The following is a 17,409-nucleotide window of genomic DNA, read 5'->3' as shown; positions in this document are numbered from 1 at the left end:
GTGTCGCGACCGAAATCCAACAGGCTTATGAAGGTGCCCGGACAATGACCGCGTCGTCGAACACTCCCGAAATCAAGATTGAATTCCATACCTCGCCGGTCTCCGACGCCGACCGCACCAAGGCACTGGAAACGCCGGGCTTCGGCAAGGTCTTCACCGATCACATGGTGCTGGCAAAATGGACAACGGACAAGGGCTGGCACGATGCCAAGGTCACGCCGCGCCGCCCGCTGGAACTCGATCCGGCAAGCGCCGTCCTGCACTACGCCCAGGAAATCTTCGAGGGCATGAAGGCCTACAAGGCCGATGACGGCCGCATCCTGCTCTTCCGCCCGGAACAGAACGCCAGCCGCTTCAACCAGTCGGCCGAGCGCATGGCCATGCCGCCGGTTCCCGAGGAACTCTTCCTAAAGGCGGTCGAGGAGCTCGTCCGTATCGACCGGAACTGGATACCGTCGGGTGACGGCAGCCTCTATCTGCGTCCCTTCATGTTCGCCAACGAGGCCTTCCTCGGCGTTCGTCCGGCGCAGGAATATATCTTCTGCGTCATCGCCTCGCCCGTCGGCGCCTATTTCAAGGGCGGCGCCAAGGCCGTATCGCTCTGGGTCGAGACCGAATACACGCGCGCTGCCGCCGGCGGCACGGGAGCCGCCAAATGCGGCGGCAACTATGCCGCGAGCCTCGTCGCGCAGGCTCAGGCCGCCAAGAAGGAATGCGATCAGGTCGTGTTCCTCGATGCGGCCGAACACCGTTGGGTCGAAGAGCTCGGCGGCATGAACGTCTTCTTCGTGATGAACGACGGCACCGTCGTCACCCCGCCGCTCGGCGGCACGATCCTGCCGGGCATCACCCGTGCCTCGGTCATCGTTCTCGCGGAAGAAAAGGGCCTCAAGGTCGAGCAGCGCCCCTACTCCTTCGCCGAGTGGCAGGCTGACGCTGCCAGCGGCAAGCTGGTCGAAGCCTTCGCCTGCGGCACCGCCGCCGTGCTCGCCGGCATCGGCCTCGTCCGCCACGCCGGCGGCGAGTTCAAGGTCGGCAACGGTGAGACAGGCAGGCTGACGACGGAGCTGCGCAACGAACTGGTCGGCCTGCAGAAGGGCGTCACCAACGACCAGCGCGGCTGGACCCGCCGTATCATGGCGTAAGCCACCGGATAGATCCGATCACCACGAAAGGCCGGCAAGGTTTGCACCTTGGCCGGCCTTTTCATTGCAGGTCGTCAGGACCGCAGAAGTGCTGCGATCTGCGCCTGACTCGGGATCTGCCCCTGCGGCGTCAGCTTGTCGACGACACCGGGGAGAACCTTGGAAAGCTGGTTGAGCAGTTCCTGCTCGCTGATCCCCGCCTGGCGCGCCAGATCGCTGATCGTCTGCGAGCCGAGCGCGCTTTCCAGATTGCCGGGCGCGATCGGCTGGTTCTGGCCGGGCTTCACCCAGGAATCGGCCACCGACCCCTGCCCGGCTTCCGCGAGCTTGCCGAGCAATCCGCCCAATCCGCCGAGCCCGCCAAGCCCGCCGGCAAGGCCACCGAGATTGCCGAGCAGCCCGCCATCGTCGGCGCCGGCATTCGCTTGCTGGTTCGGCTGCTGTGGCTGCTCCGGCTCGCTTTTGCCACCGGCGCCAAGCAACTTGCCGACGAGAAGCGCGCCGAGCGCGATCATGATCGGCTTCGAGATGTTCCCACCGGGAACGGCATCATCAAACAATCCCATGTCATTCTCCTTCGGTGTTGTTTTGAAACGAACAGCAAAAACACAACATGAGGCCCGGCCGAGCCTTGAATTCCGCCATGACAACTTTAGCTGATGCTGAAAGATGGTCGGATTGTCCGCCCATTCAAGGAGGGGAAAACAAGATGTCTGTCATCGGGTGGATTATTCTCGGACTGATCGCCGGCTTCATCGGCAGCAAGATCGTCAACAAGACCGGCTCTGGCATGCTGATGGACATCGTTCTGGGGATCGTCGGCGCCATCGTCGGCGGCGTGATCTTCAGCTTCTTCGGCGCCTCCGGCGTCACCGGCTTCAACATCTACAGCCTCGTCGTCGCCGTCATCGGCGCGGTCGTGGTGCTGTGGCTGTATCATGCGGTGAATGGTCGGCGTTCGGTGTGACAATCAAAGCTAACTGTGCCCAACCACACGCGGTGATTGACACTGGCGTGTTACTCGCTCGACTATGCTTGCAATAGTCAGGAGCAGACATCATGCCGAACGACGCCACGACGTCCTTCTACGCAGAAAACGCGGCGGTTTACGCCACACGCGACCGCGAACTTCCGACGGCGAGGCTGGATGCATTTCTCGCCGCCCTACCCGTTGGCGCGGCAATCCTTGAACTTGGCTGTGGCGGCGGTCAGGACAGCGCCTACATGCTGTCACGCGGCTTCGACGTCACGCCGACCGACGGATCACCGGAACTGGCGAGCCAGGCCGAAGCCCTTCTGGGTCGGCGCGTCGAGATCATCCGCTTCGAGCAGTTGGACAAGGATGCGTGCTATGGCGGCGTCTGGGCCGAAGCGAGCCTGCTGCACGTCGAACGAGACCTCCTGCCAGATGTGTTCGCGCGTATCCGCCGCGCGCTGAAGCCCGGCGGCCTGTTTCACGCCACCTTCAAGGCTGGCGAAGACGAGGGACACGACGGCTTCGGTCGCTACTACAACTACCTCTCGGCCAACACGCTGTCCGACCTCCTCGTGCGTTCAGGCTGGAACGACATCACTATCAGCGAGCACGACGGCAGCGGCTACGACGACAAGCCCACGCGCTGGCTTGCGGCGACGGCAAAACGATAAAGGCCGGCGCTTTCGCACCGGCCTCTCATTTTCAGCAGACGCGGCTGGCCAAGATGTCGGCCAGCCTGTCACCATCACTTAGTTGACGGCCTTGTCGACGAGCTTGTTCTTGCCGATCCAAGGCATCATGCCGCGCAGCTTGGCGCCGACTTCTTCGATCGGATGCTCGTCGTTGACGCGGCGGATACCCTTGAAGCGGGCAGCGCCGGCACGGTATTCCTGCATCCAGTCCGAGGTGAACTTGCCGGTCTGGATGTCCTTGAGGACACGCTTCATCTCGGCCTTGGTCTCTTCGGTGATGATGCGCGGGCCGGTGACGTATTCGCCCCACTCAGCGGTGTTCGAGATCGAGTAGTTCATGTTGGCGATACCGCCTTCATAGATCAGGTCGACGATGAGCTTCACTTCGTGCAGGCATTCGAAATAGGCCATTTCAGGCGCGTAGCCAGCTTCCGTCAGCGTTTCGAAGCCGGCGCGGATCAGTTCGACGAGACCGCCGCACAGAACGACCTGTTCGCCGAAGAGGTCGGTTTCGCACTCTTCGCGGAAGTTGGTTTCGATGATGCCCGAACGGCCGCCGCCGACGCCGCAGGCGTAGGAGAGAGCAAGTTCAAGAGCGTTGCCCGAAGCGTTCTGGTGAACGGCAACGAGGCAGGGAACGCCGCCGCCCTTCTGGTATTCGCCGCGAACCGTGTGGCCAGGGCCCTTCGGTGCGATCATGACGACGTCGAGCGAAGCCTTCGGCTCGATCAGGCCGAAGTGAACGTTGAGGCCGTGCGCGAATGCGATTGCCGCGCCGTCGCGGATGTTGCCGGCGATGTCGGCCTTGTAGATGTCGGCCTGCAGTTCGTCAGGCGTCGCCATCATCAGCAGGTCGCCCCACTTGGCGGCGTCAGCGACGGTCATGACCTTGAAGCCGTCGGCTTCGGCCTTCTTGATGGTCGGCGAACCGGCCTTCAGCGCGATGGCGACGTTGGCAGCACCGCTGTCCTTCAGGTTCAGCGCGTGGGCGCGACCCTGCGAGCCGTAGCCGACGATGACGACGTTCTTGGACTTGATGAGGTTGAGGTCTGCATCATGATCGTAATAGACGCGCATTTGATTGTCCTTCCCTTTGCTTGTCTTGTAGACTGTCAGTATTCGGTAAATCTGTCGTCAGACGACGGCCGGCATGTCGGCCAGCGCCTTCTCCGTCCCGTAGAGCCGGAGGAAGGCGGTCACCGCCTTTTCCGCCTGGCGCGCGGTATCCGTAACGCCCGTGGTATCGCCCAGCAGCATGCGCACATGCAGATCGGAAACGATCAGGCCGTAGAGCGTGTGATAGGCTTCGTCGGCATCGTGGAAACGCAGCAGCCCTGCCCGCTTGCCGGAATCGATCAGCGCCATGGCACGGCGGTCGATCTGTCGGCGGCCGCGCTCGAGCAAAAGCTTGCCGAGCTTCGAGCCGTCGCGCGGCGACTGGCCGATCGCCAGACGGTTCAAAGCCAGCGACACGTCGCCCGCCAGAACCTCGAGCAGATCGCGCGAGAAAATCACGAGATGGTCGTGCAGGCTGGCCGAGGTCAGCCGCTCGCCGTTGCGCTCGAAGGTGCGCACCTTGCTGGCCTGATAGGCGATCATCGCCGACAGCAGGCCGTCGCGGTCGCCAAACCATTTATACAGGCTTTCCTTGGAGCAATTGGCCGCGCGCGCGACGCCCGACGTGGTCAGCGCCTTTTCGCCGCCGTCCACGAGCAACCGCAGCGCCTGCTCCAGAACCGCGTTCTGGCGCGGCGAGAATTCGCTGGGCTCCAAGTTTTCGACAGACACGGCATTCGCTCCCGATAAGTACCGTACGGTACGGTTCGTGAGCGTTTATTGCGCAGAAGGCCCGTCCCGTCAAGAGGTCGCAACGGTCGCCAGAATAATTTTTCAGCGCGGTGCCGGTTTATTCGGCAGCGTTGAGCACTGCATCGACATCGCGCGACGGCGACATGCCGTATAGACGGCTATATTCGCGGCTGAACTGTGACGGGCTCTGGTATCCGACGCGGTGGCCGGCGGTGCCGGCATCCAGCCGCTCGATCAGCATCAGCCGACGCGCTTCGTGCAGTCGGATCTGCTTCTGATACTGCACCGGCGTCATCGCCGTGATCGACTTGAAGTGATGATGGAAGGACGAGACGCTCATGTTGACTTGCTCGGCCAGTTCCTCGATGCGCAGCGTCCTGGCGAAATTCTCGCGCAGCCAGGCGATCGCCCGGGCGATCCGGTTGCCCTGGCTGTCGGCCATCGCGATATCGATCAGCTGGTCGCCCGCCGGCCCGGTGAGGATGCGATAGAGGATTTCCTGCTCGATCAGCGGCGCCATCGCGGCGATATCCGCTGGACTATCAAGCAAGCGCAGGAGCCTGACCGCCGCATCGAGAAGCTCCGGCGTCGCCACGTTGACGACGATGCCGCGCTGGCCGGATGGCGGTGCTGCGCTACGCTGTATCGTCGAGCGGCTGAGCAGATGCAGCAGCTTCTCGCTGTTGATCGCAAGCGTGATACAGAGATGCGGAACCTCGCGACTTGCCTCGACCACCCGCCACGCGACGGGCAGATCGACGGACGTCAGGAGATAGTCGCCCGCCCCGTAGTTGATCGTATCGCTACCGAGCTGCACGCTTTTCGCGCCCTGGATAACCATGGCGAAACAAGGCCGGTAACTGCCGTGACAGGGCGCGCTCGGCGTCGTGCGGCGGCTGATCCCGAGCCCCTCGATCCCCGTCTGCACCTCCCCCTCGTCGAGCGCGAAGCGTCCCGCGATCGACGCGATCTCCTGGTAGCGGTTGAACAGCATTGTCATCAGGCGCACTTTCCGGTGAGAACGGCTTGCCTGCCGTTTGGACTGCTTATCTAGGATGGATTTGCGTGACCGCAAATACCGTCCTCCCTCACTTTTGCAGGCTCCGCCCACTTTTGCAGGATCGTGCAAGAACGCGAGAGGATCGCTCTAACGCTGCGTGCCGGCTTTGGCGCATAAGAGCACCATCCCTTTCCACCCCGCCAAAGAAGGATACTTCCCATGCCAATCGCAAGAGGCTACGCCGCTACCGATGCATCCAAGCCGCTGACGCCGTTCACCTTCGAGCGTCGGGAACCGAACGCCGACGACGTCGTCATCGACATCAAGTTCGCCGGCATCTGCCATTCCGACATTCACACCGTTCGCAACGAATGGAAGAATGCCGTCTACCCGATCGTACCGGGCCACGAAATCGCCGGCATCGTTTCGGCCGTCGGCGCCAATGTCACCAAGTTCAAGGTCGGCGACCGCGTCGGCGTTGGCTGCTTCGTCGACAGCTGCGTCGGCTGCGCCACCCGCGACGTCGATAACGAGCATTACATGCCGGGCCTCGTCCAGACCTACAACAGCGTCGAAGCCGACGGCAAGACGGCGACCCAGGGCGGCTATTCCGACTCGATCGTGGTCAAGGAAGGCTATGTCCTGTCGATCCCCGACAACCTGCCGCTCGACGCATCCGCACCGCTGCTCTGCGCCGGCATCACCCTCTATTCGCCGCTCGCGCACTGGAAGGCCGGTCCCGGCAAGAAGGTCGCGATCGTCGGCATGGGCGGCCTCGGCCATATGGGTGTGAAGATCGGTGCGGCCATGGGTGCCGATATCACCGTTCTCAGCCAGACGCTCTCGAAGAAGGAAGACGGCCTGAAGCTCGGCGCCAAGGAATACTACGCGACCTCGGACGCATCGACCTTCGAAAAGCTCGCCGGCACCTTCGACCTGATCATCTGCACCGCGGGCGTCGCCATCGACTGGAACGCCTATCTCAACCTGCTGAAGGTCGACGGCTCGATGGTCATCGTCGGCGCGCCGGAGCACGCCATCCCGGTTCACGCCTTCTCGCTGATCCCGGGCCGCAAGAGCCTGTCCGGCTCGATGATCGGCTCGATCAAGGAAACCCAGGAAATGCTGGATTTCTGCGGCAAGCACAACATCGTCTCGGAAATCGAGAAGATCAACATCCAGCAAGTCAACGAAGCCTACGAGCGCGTCCTGAAGAGCGACGTTCGCTACCGCTTCGTCATCGACATCGCCTCGCTGGCGGCCTGATCGAACCGACGACGCCGCTCCATCGGTCGAAAACCGAAGCCCCCGCCGTTCATCTGGCGGGGGCTTTTTCGTTGCCGGCAACATGAGGCGCAACGAAAGCCTGACGAGACCTTATTTTTCGTCGGCGATGGTCTCGCGCTGCGTTATCAGACGGGCGCTGTGCTGGCCGCTGAGGTAGATCCACAACCAGCTCCAGGCAACAGCGAAGCGCGACCGCGTGCCGATAAGAAAGTAGATGTGGGCAATCCCCCAGATCCACCACGCAAGGCCACCCTTGAGCTTGATCCTGCCGAAATCGGCGATGGCCGCACTCCGGCCGATCGTCGCCAGGCTTCCCTGGTGCCTGTACTTGAAGACGGGCGGCGGGCTGCCCTTCATTCGGGCGTGAATGACCTTGGCGACGAAAGCTCCCTGCTGCTTGGCGGCGGGCGCCACGCCCGGCACCGGCGCGCCGCTCTCCTGCATCACCGAGGCGGTGTCGCCGATGACGAACACATCGGGCAGGCCCGGCGCCGTCAGATCCTTCTCGACGACCGCGCGGCCCGCGCGGTCGGCCGCGATGCCCAGCCATTTCGCCGCGGGCGACGCCTGAACGCCGGCGGCCCAGTTGATCGTCCGGCTCCCGATGAACTCCTCGCCGATCTGAACGCCTTCGGCCGTGCATTCGGTGACCGGCTTTCCAAGCCGCACCTCGACGCCGAGATCGTTGAGCGCCTTCAACGCATAGTCGGACAACTCGGGCACGAAGGTCGGCAGGACGCGCGGCCCGGCCTCCACAAGGATGACCTTGGCCTTGCGGGTGTCGATATTGCGGAACTCCTTCGGCAACGTCTTGTGCGCCAGTTCGGCGATGATGCCCGCAAGCTCCACGCCGGTCGGGCCGGCGCCGATGACGATGAAGGTCAGCAAAGCATCGCGCTCGGCCGGATCGCTTGCCGTCTCGGCCCTTTCGAACGCCAGAAGCACCCGGCGGCGGATGGTCGTCGCATCCTCGAGCGTCTTCAGCCCCTGGGCCACCGGCTCCCAGTCGTCGCGACCGAAATATGCATGGGTCGCGCCCGTGGCCAGTACCAGCGTGTCGTAGCGCAACACGTTTCCATCGCGCAGCAACACCGACTTCGCACCGGTATCGACGCCCGAGACATCGCCGAGCAGCGTCGTTACTTCGGGGCGGTCGCTGTAGAGATGCCGGATCGGCCACGCGATCTCGGATGTCGACAGAATCGTTGTGGCGACCTGATAGAGCAGCGGCTGGAAGAGATGATGGTTACGCCGATCGACGAGCGTGATGCGGACACCGGCACCTTTCAGGTCGTTTACGAGTTGCAGCCCCCCAAAGCCCCCTCCAACAACGACGACGTGATGATCAGCCATAAGCTACCCTTTTGGTGATTTGCATAAGAATTGATCAATGTCATCTTCCGCATCCCCGTTTCAATCACCGTTTCGGCATAGCTAACCTGCGCTGATGAGGTTGCAACCAATGACCGCGTGGACGGAGAAGACGGGCATGCGCAGCCCGCCGCCATTCTAAACCGCCCTCGTCGCCGATGCAAAAGAGCTGGATCGGCTGGCTATTTCACCTGTTATTTGCATGATGTCCCCAGGGGTCAAAACTCGAAGAAAGCGCGTCGCAGGGACGCCGCGACCAGGGAGCATCGAATGCGGACAATCGGCCTGATCGGCGGCATGAGCTTTGAAAGCTCCGCCGTCTACTACCGCCTGATCAACGAAATGGTGCGCGACCGCCTCGGCGGCTTCGCCTCCGCCGAACTGCTGATGCACTCCGTGAATTTCGACGAGATCGTCGCGATGCAGAAGGCCGGCGACTGGGAGGCGGCCGGCAAGCGGCTCGGCGATGTCGCCGCGCGCCTGCAATCGGCCGGCGCCGACTGTGTCCTGATCTGCACCAATACCATGCATCTGGTCGCAGGACCCGTCGCGGAACGCATCACCGTGCCGCTGATCCACATCATCGACGAGACCGCGGACGCGCTGAAGCAAGCGGGATGCCGCCGCCCGCTCCTGCTCGCCACGCGCTACACGATGGAGCACGGCTTCTACACCGATCGCGCAAGAAGCCTCGGGCTCGACATCATGGTGCCCGATCAGGAGGACCGCACGACGGTTCACGACATCATCTTCAACGAGCTCTGCGCCGGGCAAATCCTCGATCGCTCGCGCGACAAGCTGTTCGAGATCATCGAGCGCGAACGCGCCAGGGGCGCCGACAGCATCATCCTCGGCTGCACCGAGATCTGCCTGATCCTCGATCCCGACCATCTGCCCCTGCCCGGCTTCGACACCACGAAGATCCACGCAAACGCCGCCGTCGACTTCGCCCTTGGCAATCGAACGCCACGGAAGTCGGTCGCCTAGCTCCCACAATTTAGTTGACTAAGTCAATCAATTGACGGACATGGTCTCTCAACAGGAGACCATGTCCATGTCCGATCCGCCCTCATCGACGCAGCGCGCGACTTCAACCGCTTCTACACCAACTTTCTCGGCGTCCTGAACAAGGCCTATCTCGACACGCCCTTCACGCTGACCGATGCCCGCGTGCTCTTCGAGATCGGCTCGCGGGAACAGGTCAGCGCCGTGGCGCTCGCCCGCGATCTTCAGCTTGATCCGGCCTATCTCAGCCGCATCCTGAAGCGCTTCAAGGCCGAGGGCCTGATCGAGACGACGCCCGACCCCGACGACCGGCGCAGCCAGCTCATCTCCGTCACCGACCAGGGACACCAGCAATTTCAGGAGCTTGGCAAACGCTCCAATGACCAGATCACCGAGCGTTTCAACAAGCTGGCAGCTGGCGAACCGCGGAGCATCGTCGCCGCCATGAAGACGATCCGATCGCTGCTCGATCCGGACGCGACGCTGCCGCCGCTGGTCATCCGCCCTCACCGCGCCGGCGACATGGGCTGGATCGTGGAGAGCCAGGCAAAGTTCTACGCCGAGGAGTATGGCTGGGACATGCGCTTCGAAGGCCTCGTCGCCGAAGTCGCGGGGCGCTTCCTCCGCGATTTCGATCCGGCGATGGACTATTGCTGGATCGCCGAGCGCGGCGGCATCAACATCGGCTCCATCCTGATCACCAACGGCGGCGACGGCGTCGCCAAGCTGCGGCTTCTCTATATCGACAGGTCGGCGCGCGGGCTTGGCCTCGGAAAGACGTTGGTCGACGAGTGCATCCGCTTCGCCAAAGCCAAGGGATACCGGCAGATCTCGCTTTGGACCAACGACATCCTGCATGCCGCGCGCGCCATCTATCTCAAGGCCGGCTTCCGCCTCGTCGCCGAGGAAAGGCACCGCATGTTCGGCCCGGAGCTGAACGGCCAGACCTGGGTACTCGATCTCTGATCTGCAGCATCGCAAAAGTTTCGCTTGATTTGGAAACGATCATTTCCTAATTAGGCATCATGACGACGACAACGCTCGACCCAAAGCCCCCGACACGCGGCCGCCCACGCGCATTCGACCTCGATGCCGCGCTCGACAGGGCGCTCGAGGTCTTTGCCGAGCGCGGTTACCAGGCGGCCTCGATCAGCGATCTGACCGAGGCCATGGGCCTGACGTCGGGCAGCGTCTACAAGGCCTTCAAGGACAAGCGCGGCGTCTTTCTCGCATCCTTCGAGCGCTATCGCACCGTTCGCCGCGTCTTGCTGGACGCGCGGCTCAAGAACGCCGGCAACGGCCGCGACAAGATCAGGGAGCTGCTGGCGTTCTACGCCGACGCTTCGCATGGGCTGTCCGGCAAGCGCGGCTGTCTGGTGGTCAGCAGCGCCAACGATCTCGCCCTCTTCGATGAGGAGGCCGCCAACCAGATCAAGACCGCGGCCGCGATCAATGAGGCACGCATCCTCGACCTCCTGCGCCTCGGCCAGGCCGACGGTTCGATCTCGCCATCGGTGGATCCCGAAAGCTGCGCCCGCACGCTGTTCTGCCTCACGCAGGGCATGCGGATCGCCGGCAAGACCGGCCGAGGCCAGGAGGAAATGGCAGCCGTCGTCGACAGCGCGATGCAGCTCGTCACCTGAGAGCATTGAGCAGAAGGGGCATTCGCCCCGCGTAAATACCAGACCATAATCCGAAAAGCCCCCATCGGAGCCTCGCATGAGCATTTCCGCCACCACTCCCGAGACCGTCGCCCAGCCGGCGATCTCGCCCTTGATGACATTCCTCTTCGCCGCCGCCTGCGGGCTCGTGGCCGCCAATCTCTATTACGGCCAGCCGCTCGCCGGGCCGATCAGCGCCTCGCTCGGCTTCAGCCCCGCCGCCACCGGCCTGATCGTCACTTTGACCCAGATCGGCTATGGTCTCGGCCTGCTGCTCCTGGTGCCGCTCGGCGACCTCGTGGAAAACCGCAAGCTGGTGCTGACCCTGGTGCTCATGTCGGCTTTGGCCCTCGTTGGCGCCGCGCTGTCCACCACGCCGACACTGTTCCTCACCGCCTCGCTCTCTATCGGCCTGGGCTCGGTCGCCGTTCAGGTTCTCGTGCCCTTCGCCGCCAACATGGCGCCGGATGCCTCGCGCGGCCGCGTCGTCGGCAATGTCATGAGCGGGCTGCTCTGCGGCATCATGCTCGCCCGTCCCGCCGCGAGCTTCCTGGCCGAGGCCACCTCCTGGCACGTCGTCTATTACGCGTCGGCCGTCGTCATGATCGTGCTTGCCGCGATCCTGCGTGTCCAGCTGCCGGTCCGCACGCCGCACACCCGGCTGAGCTATGGCGCGCTCCTGGCCTCGATGGCGCATCTCGCCTTGCGCTCGCGCGTCCTGCAGCGCCGCGCGCTCTATCAGGCCGGCATGTTCGGCGCCTTCAGCCTGTTCTGGACGACGACGCCGCTGTTGCTCGCAAGCCCCGCCTTCGGCCTGACGCAGAACGGCATCGCGCTGTTCGCTCTCGCCGGAGCCGCGGGCGCCATCGCCTCGCCGATCGCCGGCCGCCTCGCCGACCGCGACCTCGGCAAGATCGCCTCGACCATCGCCATGCTCTGCGGCATCACCGCCTTCCTGATCAGCCACTTCGCGACCGACGGCTCGGCGCTGGCGCTGGCGCTGCTGACGGCGGCCGCCATCATTCTCGATTTCGGGGTGACGACCAATCTCGTGGTCGGCCAGAGGGCGATCTACGCGATCAGCCCGGAGCACCGCAGCCGCCTCAACGGCCTGTTCATGGCGACTTTCTTCGCCGGCGGCGCGCTCGGCTCGGCCGTCGGCGGCTGGGCGTTCGCGACCGGCGGCTGGACGCTGGCCGCCTGGATCGGCCTCTGCTTCCCCAGCCTCGCCTTCCTGCTCTTCCTCACCGAAGGACGGCGCAAGCGCTGACTGGCATCAGTGAAGGCGTGACGCGTCACCCAGCGCCGCAAGGCACGGAAGCGTCACGCGCCCGATGCGTCGAACTTGACCCGGGCGGAGCGAACGGCCTCGTGGTTGTTCTCCGCCCAGTTCAAAAGCAGCGCCAGCGTCTGGTAGAGCGAGTTTCCGAGATCCGTCATCCGGTATTCGACGCTCGGCGGCTTGGTCGGGAACACCTCGCGCTCGATATAGCCATCACGCTGCAGGTCGCGCAGCGTCTGCGTCAGCATGCGCTGTGAAATGTCCGGAATCATCCGGCGCAGCTCCCCGAAGCGGTAAGGCCGCTGCGACAGCGCCTCCAGCATCAGCGTCGACCACTTGCCGCCGATCTGCTGCATCATGTCCCGCACCGGGCAATTGTTGAAGTCGAGCTTGGAAAGATCGACCGCGTGACGCACGCGCGGCTCGGCCTTGCTCTTCAGATTGACGACGGTGCCGGCCATGTCGCTGGTTCCCTTTTGGTAACTTACGGCGCAAAAACTGCCTTCTTTACAGCTGTCGGTCAATCCCTATTCTAGCCCTGGTCTCTTTTCGAGACCAGCAATCGAACCTAGAGGTTTACAGACATGAGCGAAACGATCCTCATCACCGGTGCCGCCGGGCAGCTCGGCCAGCGCGTCATCCATCACCTGCTCGAAACCTACAAGGTTCCCGCGGCCAATCTGATCGCCGCCAGCCGCGACATCTCCAAGCTGGCTGACCTCGCCGCCAGGGGCGTGCAGACCCGTAAGGCCGATTTCGACGACGCCGCCTCGCTGGAAGCAGCCTTCAAGGGCGCCGACCGCGTGCTGATCATCAGCACCGACGCGCTCGCCGTTCCCGGTCAGCGCCTGAAGCAGCACACGACCGCCGTCGCCGCCGCCGTCAAGGCCGGCGTCAAGCACATCGCCTACACCTCGATGCCTTCGCCCGACAAGTCGCTCGTCACCTTCGCGCCGGATCACCTCGGCACCGAAAACGCCGTCAAGGCGAGCGGCCTGCCCTACACCATCATCCGCAACGCCTGGTATCTCGACAATTACATGCATTCCATGCCACACAACCTCCAGGGCGGCAGCTGGTATACGGCATCGGGCGACGGCAAGGTTCCGAACATCTCGCGTGACGACTGCGCCCTTGCGGCCGCAGCGGCCCTGGCCTCCGGCACCAAGGACAGCGTCACCTACACGCTGACAGGCGCCCAGTCGCTCTCCGCCGATGAAATCGCCGCCGCCATTTCGCAAGCCGCCGGCAAGCCGCTCGCCGCCGTGAAGGTGAGCGACGACCAGCTGCGCCAGGGCCTGCTCGGCGCCGGTCTGCCCGATTTTGTCGCTGACATGCTGGTCTCGGCCGACGCCAATGTCCGCGCCGGCAATTTCGATCATGTGACCGAGGACTTCACCAGACTGACCGGCAGGACGCCGCAATCGCTGAAGGATTACTTCGTGGCCAACAAGGCAGCGCTCGTCGCCTGACAGCGCTCTGCCTGAAGCCACAACCCGCTCCGCGCCACCGGAGCGGGTTTTTGTTTGGCCAAACTGGAATTAGATCTTCTGGCCGCAAGCGCGGCAGAAGCGGCGCACGGTCTCGGCCATGCCGAACTCCAGCGCATCCGCCGTCAGCCCGTGGCCGATCGAGACTTCCGCGAGCTTCGGGATGCGCTTGACCAGCGCCGGCAGGTTGGCGACGGTCAGATCGTGCCCTGCATTGACGCCGAGCCCGATCGCCAGCGCCGCATCCGCCGTCTTGCCGAGCGCTTCGAGGATCGGCCCCACCCGCTCCGGCGCGTCGTAGCAGCCGCCGTAGGGGCCGGTGTAGAGTTCGATCCGATCGGCTCCGACCGCCTTGGCGATCGCCACCGCCTCCTCGTCCCCGTCGCCATCGGCAAACAGCGATACGCGGGTGCCCATCTTCTTCAGCCGCGCGATCACATCCGTCAGCAATGCCCGGTCCTTGCGGAAGTCCCAGCCGTGATCGGACGTCGCCTGCGAGGGATGATCCGGCACCAGCGTCACCTGCTCGGGCGCGGCCTTGGCGCAGAGCTCCAGGAACTCGTCGGTCGGATAACCCTCGATGTTGAACTCCGCATCAGGAAACTCGTCGTCGATCAAGTTGCGGATAACAGGCAGGTCGGAAAAGCGGATGTGGCGCTCGTCGGGCCGCGGATGAACCGTCAGCCCGCTCGCGCCCGATTTGAGCGCGATGCGACCCAGCGCCTCGACGCTTGGCCAGGGCAGATCGCGGCGATTGCGCAGCATGGCGATGGCGTTGAGATTGACGGAAAGCGTGGTCGGCATGGCGAGTTTCCATTCAATGAAAGAGGCTGCCCCGCTTTTAAGCCAAGGACGCCGTCACGGCCAACGAGATCGTGCATGATCGCATGCGAATTTCTGATCGATGGCTCAAAGTCGCCGCCTCGCTACCGACAAGGCCGCGAAGACGTCAAAGCGCCCGGCAGAAACGATTAAGCACGACGAATGAAAAGCCACGCCGCAACATCATTCACAAGTCGCGCTTCAATCGCGCGTACATTCGACTATTATTTACAAGTGACTATTTTTAAGACTAACAAATCAGTCATTTAACGCATAGTCTGATTGCAATGGATCACCAGATCGACGATCCGTTGCTTTGCATTCCGACCGGGAAGGCATCGTCAAAACCGTTCGACCGCGCCCGTATCCGTGTCATGCGCGCAACTGATCATGCGTAGAACAGGAGGGCTCATGTCCGAACGACATAAGCAGGCTGCATCACCGAACGCTCCGCCCCGGGCGCCTCCCGAATACAGGTTTCTGCCACGCATAGCGCGCCCGCTGAGCCTGCCCGGCGGCAAGGTCGCGATTGCCGATATGGCCAATGCCTTCGGCGTCACCCACCGGACCCTGCATTTCTATGAGGAGAAGGGGCTGATCGCTTCGGGCCGGATCGGGCTCATGCGCGTCTACGAGCATGCCGACATCAGGCGCATGGCCGTCATCAACGTCTGCCGTGAAGCGGGCATGCCGGTGGCCGTCATTCAGGATCTGATGGCCGATCTCTGCCGCTCCACCTCCCAGCAGGAAGCCGACGCGGTCTTCGCCGCCGCCCTGACATCTCGAAAACGCGAGCTGACGGCGGACATGTCGACGCTGCATCGCCAGCTTCAGCAGGTCAACGAACTGCTCGAGAACACCGCCCCCGGCGACGAGCCGCCGCTCAACGACAACCAGCACGAACGCGCGCTCACCGAACAGGAGTATCGTTGCCTCGTGCTGATGACCGAGGGGCTGTCGACGCAACGCATCGCCCGCACGATCGACATCGCCGAGGACGAAGCGAAATCGATCGAAGCCGCGATCATTCAGAAACTCGACGCCAACAACCGCTTCCAGGCCATCGCCAAGGCAGTCCTCCTCGGCATCGTTCATATTTGAGGCATGTCGCGCAAAAAACTATTCAGCGGTTTTGCGCCAACCACATGCGACGAAACAAACGCGCGACGCGCTTTGGAAGGTCTCAGCGAACGATCGTCAGCGTTTCCGCCGCGCGCGTGATCGCGGTGTAGAGCCAGCGCTCCCTTGTATCGCGAAACGCCCAGCTTTCGTCGAACAGCACGACATTGTTCCACTGCGAACCCTGCGCCTTGTGCACGGTCAGCGCATAGCCGAAATCGAACTCGTCGTAGCGCTTGCGGGTATTCCAGGGAATCTCTTCCTCGACATTTTCGAACACCTGCTTCAGGAGCTTGATCTTCGCCGCCCCGCGATCGATGTCGTCATCCTCGGGCCGGATCAGTAGATTGATCCCCGGCTTGGCCGTCTCCTTCGACGACGTCATCACCTGCCAGAGCGAGCCGTTGAGCAGCCCCTTGGCCGGATCGTTGCGCAGGCAGACCAGCTTGTCGCCCGTCTGCGGATAATCGGCCGTGAAACCCTTCAGCTCGCGCAGCCGCTGATTATAGCGCCGCCGCGTGCGGTTCGTCCCGACGAGCACCTGATCGGCGTCGAGCACCAGCGACTGGTTGACCTCGTTCTTCGAGATCACCCGCGCCGACCCGTAATCGCCATACATGATCTCCTTGCCCTCGCGCACCTGCATGGCGAGCCCGATGATCGGGTTGTCGCGCGCCTGCCTGTGGATATCGGTCAAGAGATAGTCGGGTTCCTGATTGGTGAAAAAGCCGCCGCCGGAGACCGGTGGCAACTGTCCGGGATCACCAAGCACCAGGATCGGCGTGCCGAAGCTCATCAGGTCCTTGCCCAGCGCCTCGTCCACCATCGAGCATTCGTCGACGATGATCAGCGCCGCCTTGGCGACGGGGCTCTGGCGGTTGATGGTGAACATCGGCGCGATCGAGGTCTTGCCGGTCTCCTCGTCCTCGACGGCTTCCTCGCCGCGCGGCCGGTAGATGAGCGAATGCAGCGTGCGCGCATTGCTGGCGCCGCGCGTGCGCAGCACCTGCGCCGCCTTGCCGGTAAATGCCGCAAACAGCACCTCGCCATCCACATGCTCGGCGAAATGCCGCGCAAGCGTCGTCTTGCCCGTACCGGCGTAGCCGAACAGGCGGAAAATCGGGGCCTTGCCCTCCTTCAGCCATTTGGCAACGGCTTTCAGGGCTTCGTCTTGTTGCGGAGCAAATTGCATGATCCATCGACTTGGCAGGATTCGCGCCGGATAGGCAACCGAAAATGGTGAGCGTCGGCCGGCCTTTCGCGCCCGATCGAAAAAACGACGACGTCAGGGAATAAAATCGCCCCCCGCTTTGTCTCATGTCAGGCAACGCAAACCGCGTCCGCCCAACCGAGGAGACACCCGATGAAATCCGCGAAATTCCTGATCGCTCTCACCCTCGCATCCGCGGCCGCCACCGCCGCCTTCGCCGCTCCGCCCGTCAAGACGGTCGAATCCGCCAAGGGCAACGTCCTTGCCGGCGAAAACGGTATGTCGCTCTACACCTTCAAGAAGGACACGAAGGGCGTTTCCAATTGCTACGACGATTGCGCCAAGAACTGGCCTCCTCTGATGGCCGATAGCAATGCCAAGCCGGAAGGGGCATACTCGATCGTGGACCGCAAGGACGGGATGAAGCAATGGGCCAAGGATGGCATGCCCCTCTATTTCTGGGTCAAGGACAAGAAGATGGGCGACATCACCGGTGACGGCGTCAAGGATGTATGGAATGTCGCCAAGCCGTAAGGAAAG

The 17,409-nt window shown here is 63.2% G+C and carries 19 protein-coding genes; 11 read left to right on the top strand and 8 right to left on the bottom strand.

What is annotated here, in order from left to right:
* Positions 1-44: 44 nt before the first annotated feature.
* Positions 45-1,145, top strand: a complete 1,101-nt coding sequence (locus tag P3R82_RS14600; protein ID WP_283194368.1) for a branched-chain amino acid aminotransferase — start codon at positions 45-47, stop codon at positions 1,143-1,145.
* 74 nt (positions 1,146-1,219) lie between these two features.
* Here P3R82_RS14600 and P3R82_RS14595 read toward each other — a convergent pair whose 3' ends face one another.
* Complete coding sequence (locus P3R82_RS14595) at positions 1,220-1,711, bottom strand: YidB family protein (RefSeq protein WP_183899041.1); 492 nt, start codon at positions 1,709-1,711, stop codon at positions 1,220-1,222.
* Positions 1,712-1,854: 143 nt separating this feature from the next.
* Between P3R82_RS14595 and P3R82_RS14590 the strand changes: the two genes are divergently transcribed.
* Together P3R82_RS14590 and P3R82_RS14585 are read left to right on the top strand one after the other, a co-directional pair.
* A complete protein-coding gene (locus P3R82_RS14590) occupies positions 1,855-2,112 on the top strand; it encodes a GlsB/YeaQ/YmgE family stress response membrane protein (RefSeq protein ID WP_283194367.1) in 258 nt (85 codons plus the stop codon).
* A gap of 92 nt (positions 2,113-2,204) precedes the next feature.
* Positions 2,205-2,792 carry a class I SAM-dependent methyltransferase gene (locus P3R82_RS14585; RefSeq protein ID WP_283194366.1) on the top strand — a complete coding sequence of 196 codons (588 nt, stop codon included), beginning with the start codon at positions 2,205-2,207 and terminating at the stop codon, positions 2,790-2,792.
* Between the two features lie 78 nt (positions 2,793-2,870).
* Here P3R82_RS14585 and ilvC read toward each other — a convergent pair whose 3' ends face one another.
* The 3 genes from ilvC to P3R82_RS14570 form a co-directional block, all read right to left on the bottom strand.
* Positions 2,871-3,890, bottom strand: a complete 1,020-nt coding sequence (gene ilvC / locus P3R82_RS14580; RefSeq protein WP_283194365.1) for a ketol-acid reductoisomerase — start codon at positions 3,888-3,890, stop codon at positions 2,871-2,873.
* A 57-nt stretch (positions 3,891-3,947) separates the two neighbouring features.
* The gene (locus P3R82_RS14575) at positions 3,948-4,601 is read right to left on the bottom strand and encodes a TetR/AcrR family transcriptional regulator C-terminal domain-containing protein (protein ID WP_283194364.1); all 654 of its coding nucleotides are present in this window, start codon (positions 4,599-4,601) and stop codon (positions 3,948-3,950) included.
* Between the two features lie 118 nt (positions 4,602-4,719).
* Positions 4,720-5,622: an AraC family transcriptional regulator gene (locus P3R82_RS14570; protein ID WP_183899044.1), complete on the bottom strand. Its 903-nt coding sequence runs from the start codon at positions 5,620-5,622 to the stop codon at positions 4,720-4,722.
* Between the two features lie 219 nt (positions 5,623-5,841).
* Here P3R82_RS14570 and P3R82_RS14565 point away from each other — a divergent pair, with 219 nt between their 5' ends.
* Positions 5,842-6,888, top strand: a complete 1,047-nt coding sequence (locus P3R82_RS14565) for an NAD(P)-dependent alcohol dehydrogenase (RefSeq protein WP_183899045.1) — start codon at positions 5,842-5,844, stop codon at positions 6,886-6,888.
* A 111-nt stretch (positions 6,889-6,999) separates the two neighbouring features.
* Here P3R82_RS14565 and P3R82_RS14560 read toward each other — a convergent pair whose 3' ends face one another.
* Positions 7,000-8,262: an NAD(P)/FAD-dependent oxidoreductase gene (locus tag P3R82_RS14560; RefSeq protein WP_283194363.1), complete on the bottom strand. Its 1,263-nt coding sequence runs from the start codon at positions 8,260-8,262 to the stop codon at positions 7,000-7,002.
* Positions 8,263-8,550: 288 nt separating this feature from the next.
* On the opposite strand from P3R82_RS14560, the gene P3R82_RS14555 reads away from it, so the two are divergent.
* The 4 genes from P3R82_RS14555 (at position 8,551) to P3R82_RS14540 (ending at position 12,216) form a co-directional block, all read left to right on the top strand.
* Positions 8,551-9,267: an aspartate/glutamate racemase family protein gene (locus P3R82_RS14555; protein WP_283194362.1), complete on the top strand. Its 717-nt coding sequence runs from the start codon at positions 8,551-8,553 to the stop codon at positions 9,265-9,267.
* 30 nt (positions 9,268-9,297) lie between these two features.
* The gene (locus tag P3R82_RS14550; RefSeq protein ID WP_283196346.1) at positions 9,298-10,251 is read left to right on the top strand and encodes a helix-turn-helix domain-containing GNAT family N-acetyltransferase; all 954 of its coding nucleotides are present in this window, start codon (positions 9,298-9,300) and stop codon (positions 10,249-10,251) included.
* A 59-nt stretch (positions 10,252-10,310) separates the two neighbouring features.
* Positions 10,311-10,928: a TetR/AcrR family transcriptional regulator gene (locus P3R82_RS14545; RefSeq protein ID WP_283194361.1), complete on the top strand. Its 618-nt coding sequence runs from the start codon at positions 10,311-10,313 to the stop codon at positions 10,926-10,928.
* A 76-nt stretch (positions 10,929-11,004) separates the two neighbouring features.
* Positions 11,005-12,216: an MFS transporter gene (locus P3R82_RS14540; RefSeq protein WP_283194360.1), complete on the top strand. Its 1,212-nt coding sequence runs from the start codon at positions 11,005-11,007 to the stop codon at positions 12,214-12,216.
* A gap of 53 nt (positions 12,217-12,269) precedes the next feature.
* Here P3R82_RS14540 and P3R82_RS14535 read toward each other — a convergent pair whose 3' ends face one another.
* A complete protein-coding gene (locus P3R82_RS14535) occupies positions 12,270-12,689 on the bottom strand; it encodes a helix-turn-helix domain-containing protein (RefSeq protein ID WP_283194359.1) in 420 nt (139 codons plus the stop codon).
* A 123-nt stretch (positions 12,690-12,812) separates the two neighbouring features.
* On the opposite strand from P3R82_RS14535, the gene P3R82_RS14530 reads away from it, so the two are divergent.
* Entirely contained in the window at positions 12,813-13,700 is an 888-nt protein-coding gene (locus P3R82_RS14530; protein WP_283194358.1) for an SDR family oxidoreductase, read from the top strand.
* Between the two features lie 69 nt (positions 13,701-13,769).
* On the opposite strand, the gene P3R82_RS14525 is transcribed toward P3R82_RS14530, so the two are convergent.
* Entirely contained in the window at positions 13,770-14,522 is a 753-nt protein-coding gene (locus P3R82_RS14525) for a pyridoxine 5'-phosphate synthase (protein ID WP_283194357.1), read from the bottom strand.
* 429 nt (positions 14,523-14,951) lie between these two features.
* Between P3R82_RS14525 and P3R82_RS14520 the strand changes: the two genes are divergently transcribed.
* Positions 14,952-15,641 carry a MerR family transcriptional regulator gene (locus tag P3R82_RS14520; RefSeq protein WP_283194356.1) on the top strand — a complete coding sequence of 230 codons (690 nt, stop codon included), beginning with the start codon at positions 14,952-14,954 and terminating at the stop codon, positions 15,639-15,641.
* Positions 15,642-15,723: 82 nt separating this feature from the next.
* Here P3R82_RS14520 and P3R82_RS14515 read toward each other — a convergent pair whose 3' ends face one another.
* On the bottom strand, positions 15,724-16,851 hold the full coding sequence (locus P3R82_RS14515) for an ATP-dependent RecD-like DNA helicase (protein WP_283194355.1): 1,128 nt from the start codon (positions 16,849-16,851) through the stop codon (positions 15,724-15,726).
* Between the two features lie 171 nt (positions 16,852-17,022).
* On the opposite strand from P3R82_RS14515, the gene P3R82_RS14510 reads away from it, so the two are divergent.
* Positions 17,023-17,403, top strand: a complete 381-nt coding sequence (locus P3R82_RS14510; RefSeq protein ID WP_283194354.1) for a hypothetical protein — start codon at positions 17,023-17,025, stop codon at positions 17,401-17,403.
* Positions 17,404-17,409 lie beyond the last annotated feature (6 nt).

This window comes from Rhizobium sp. AN80A, assembly GCF_030053015.1.
Lineage (GTDB): Bacteria > Pseudomonadota > Alphaproteobacteria > Rhizobiales > Rhizobiaceae > Rhizobium > Rhizobium metallidurans.
This window is presented reverse-complemented; position numbering and strand designations above follow the sequence as displayed.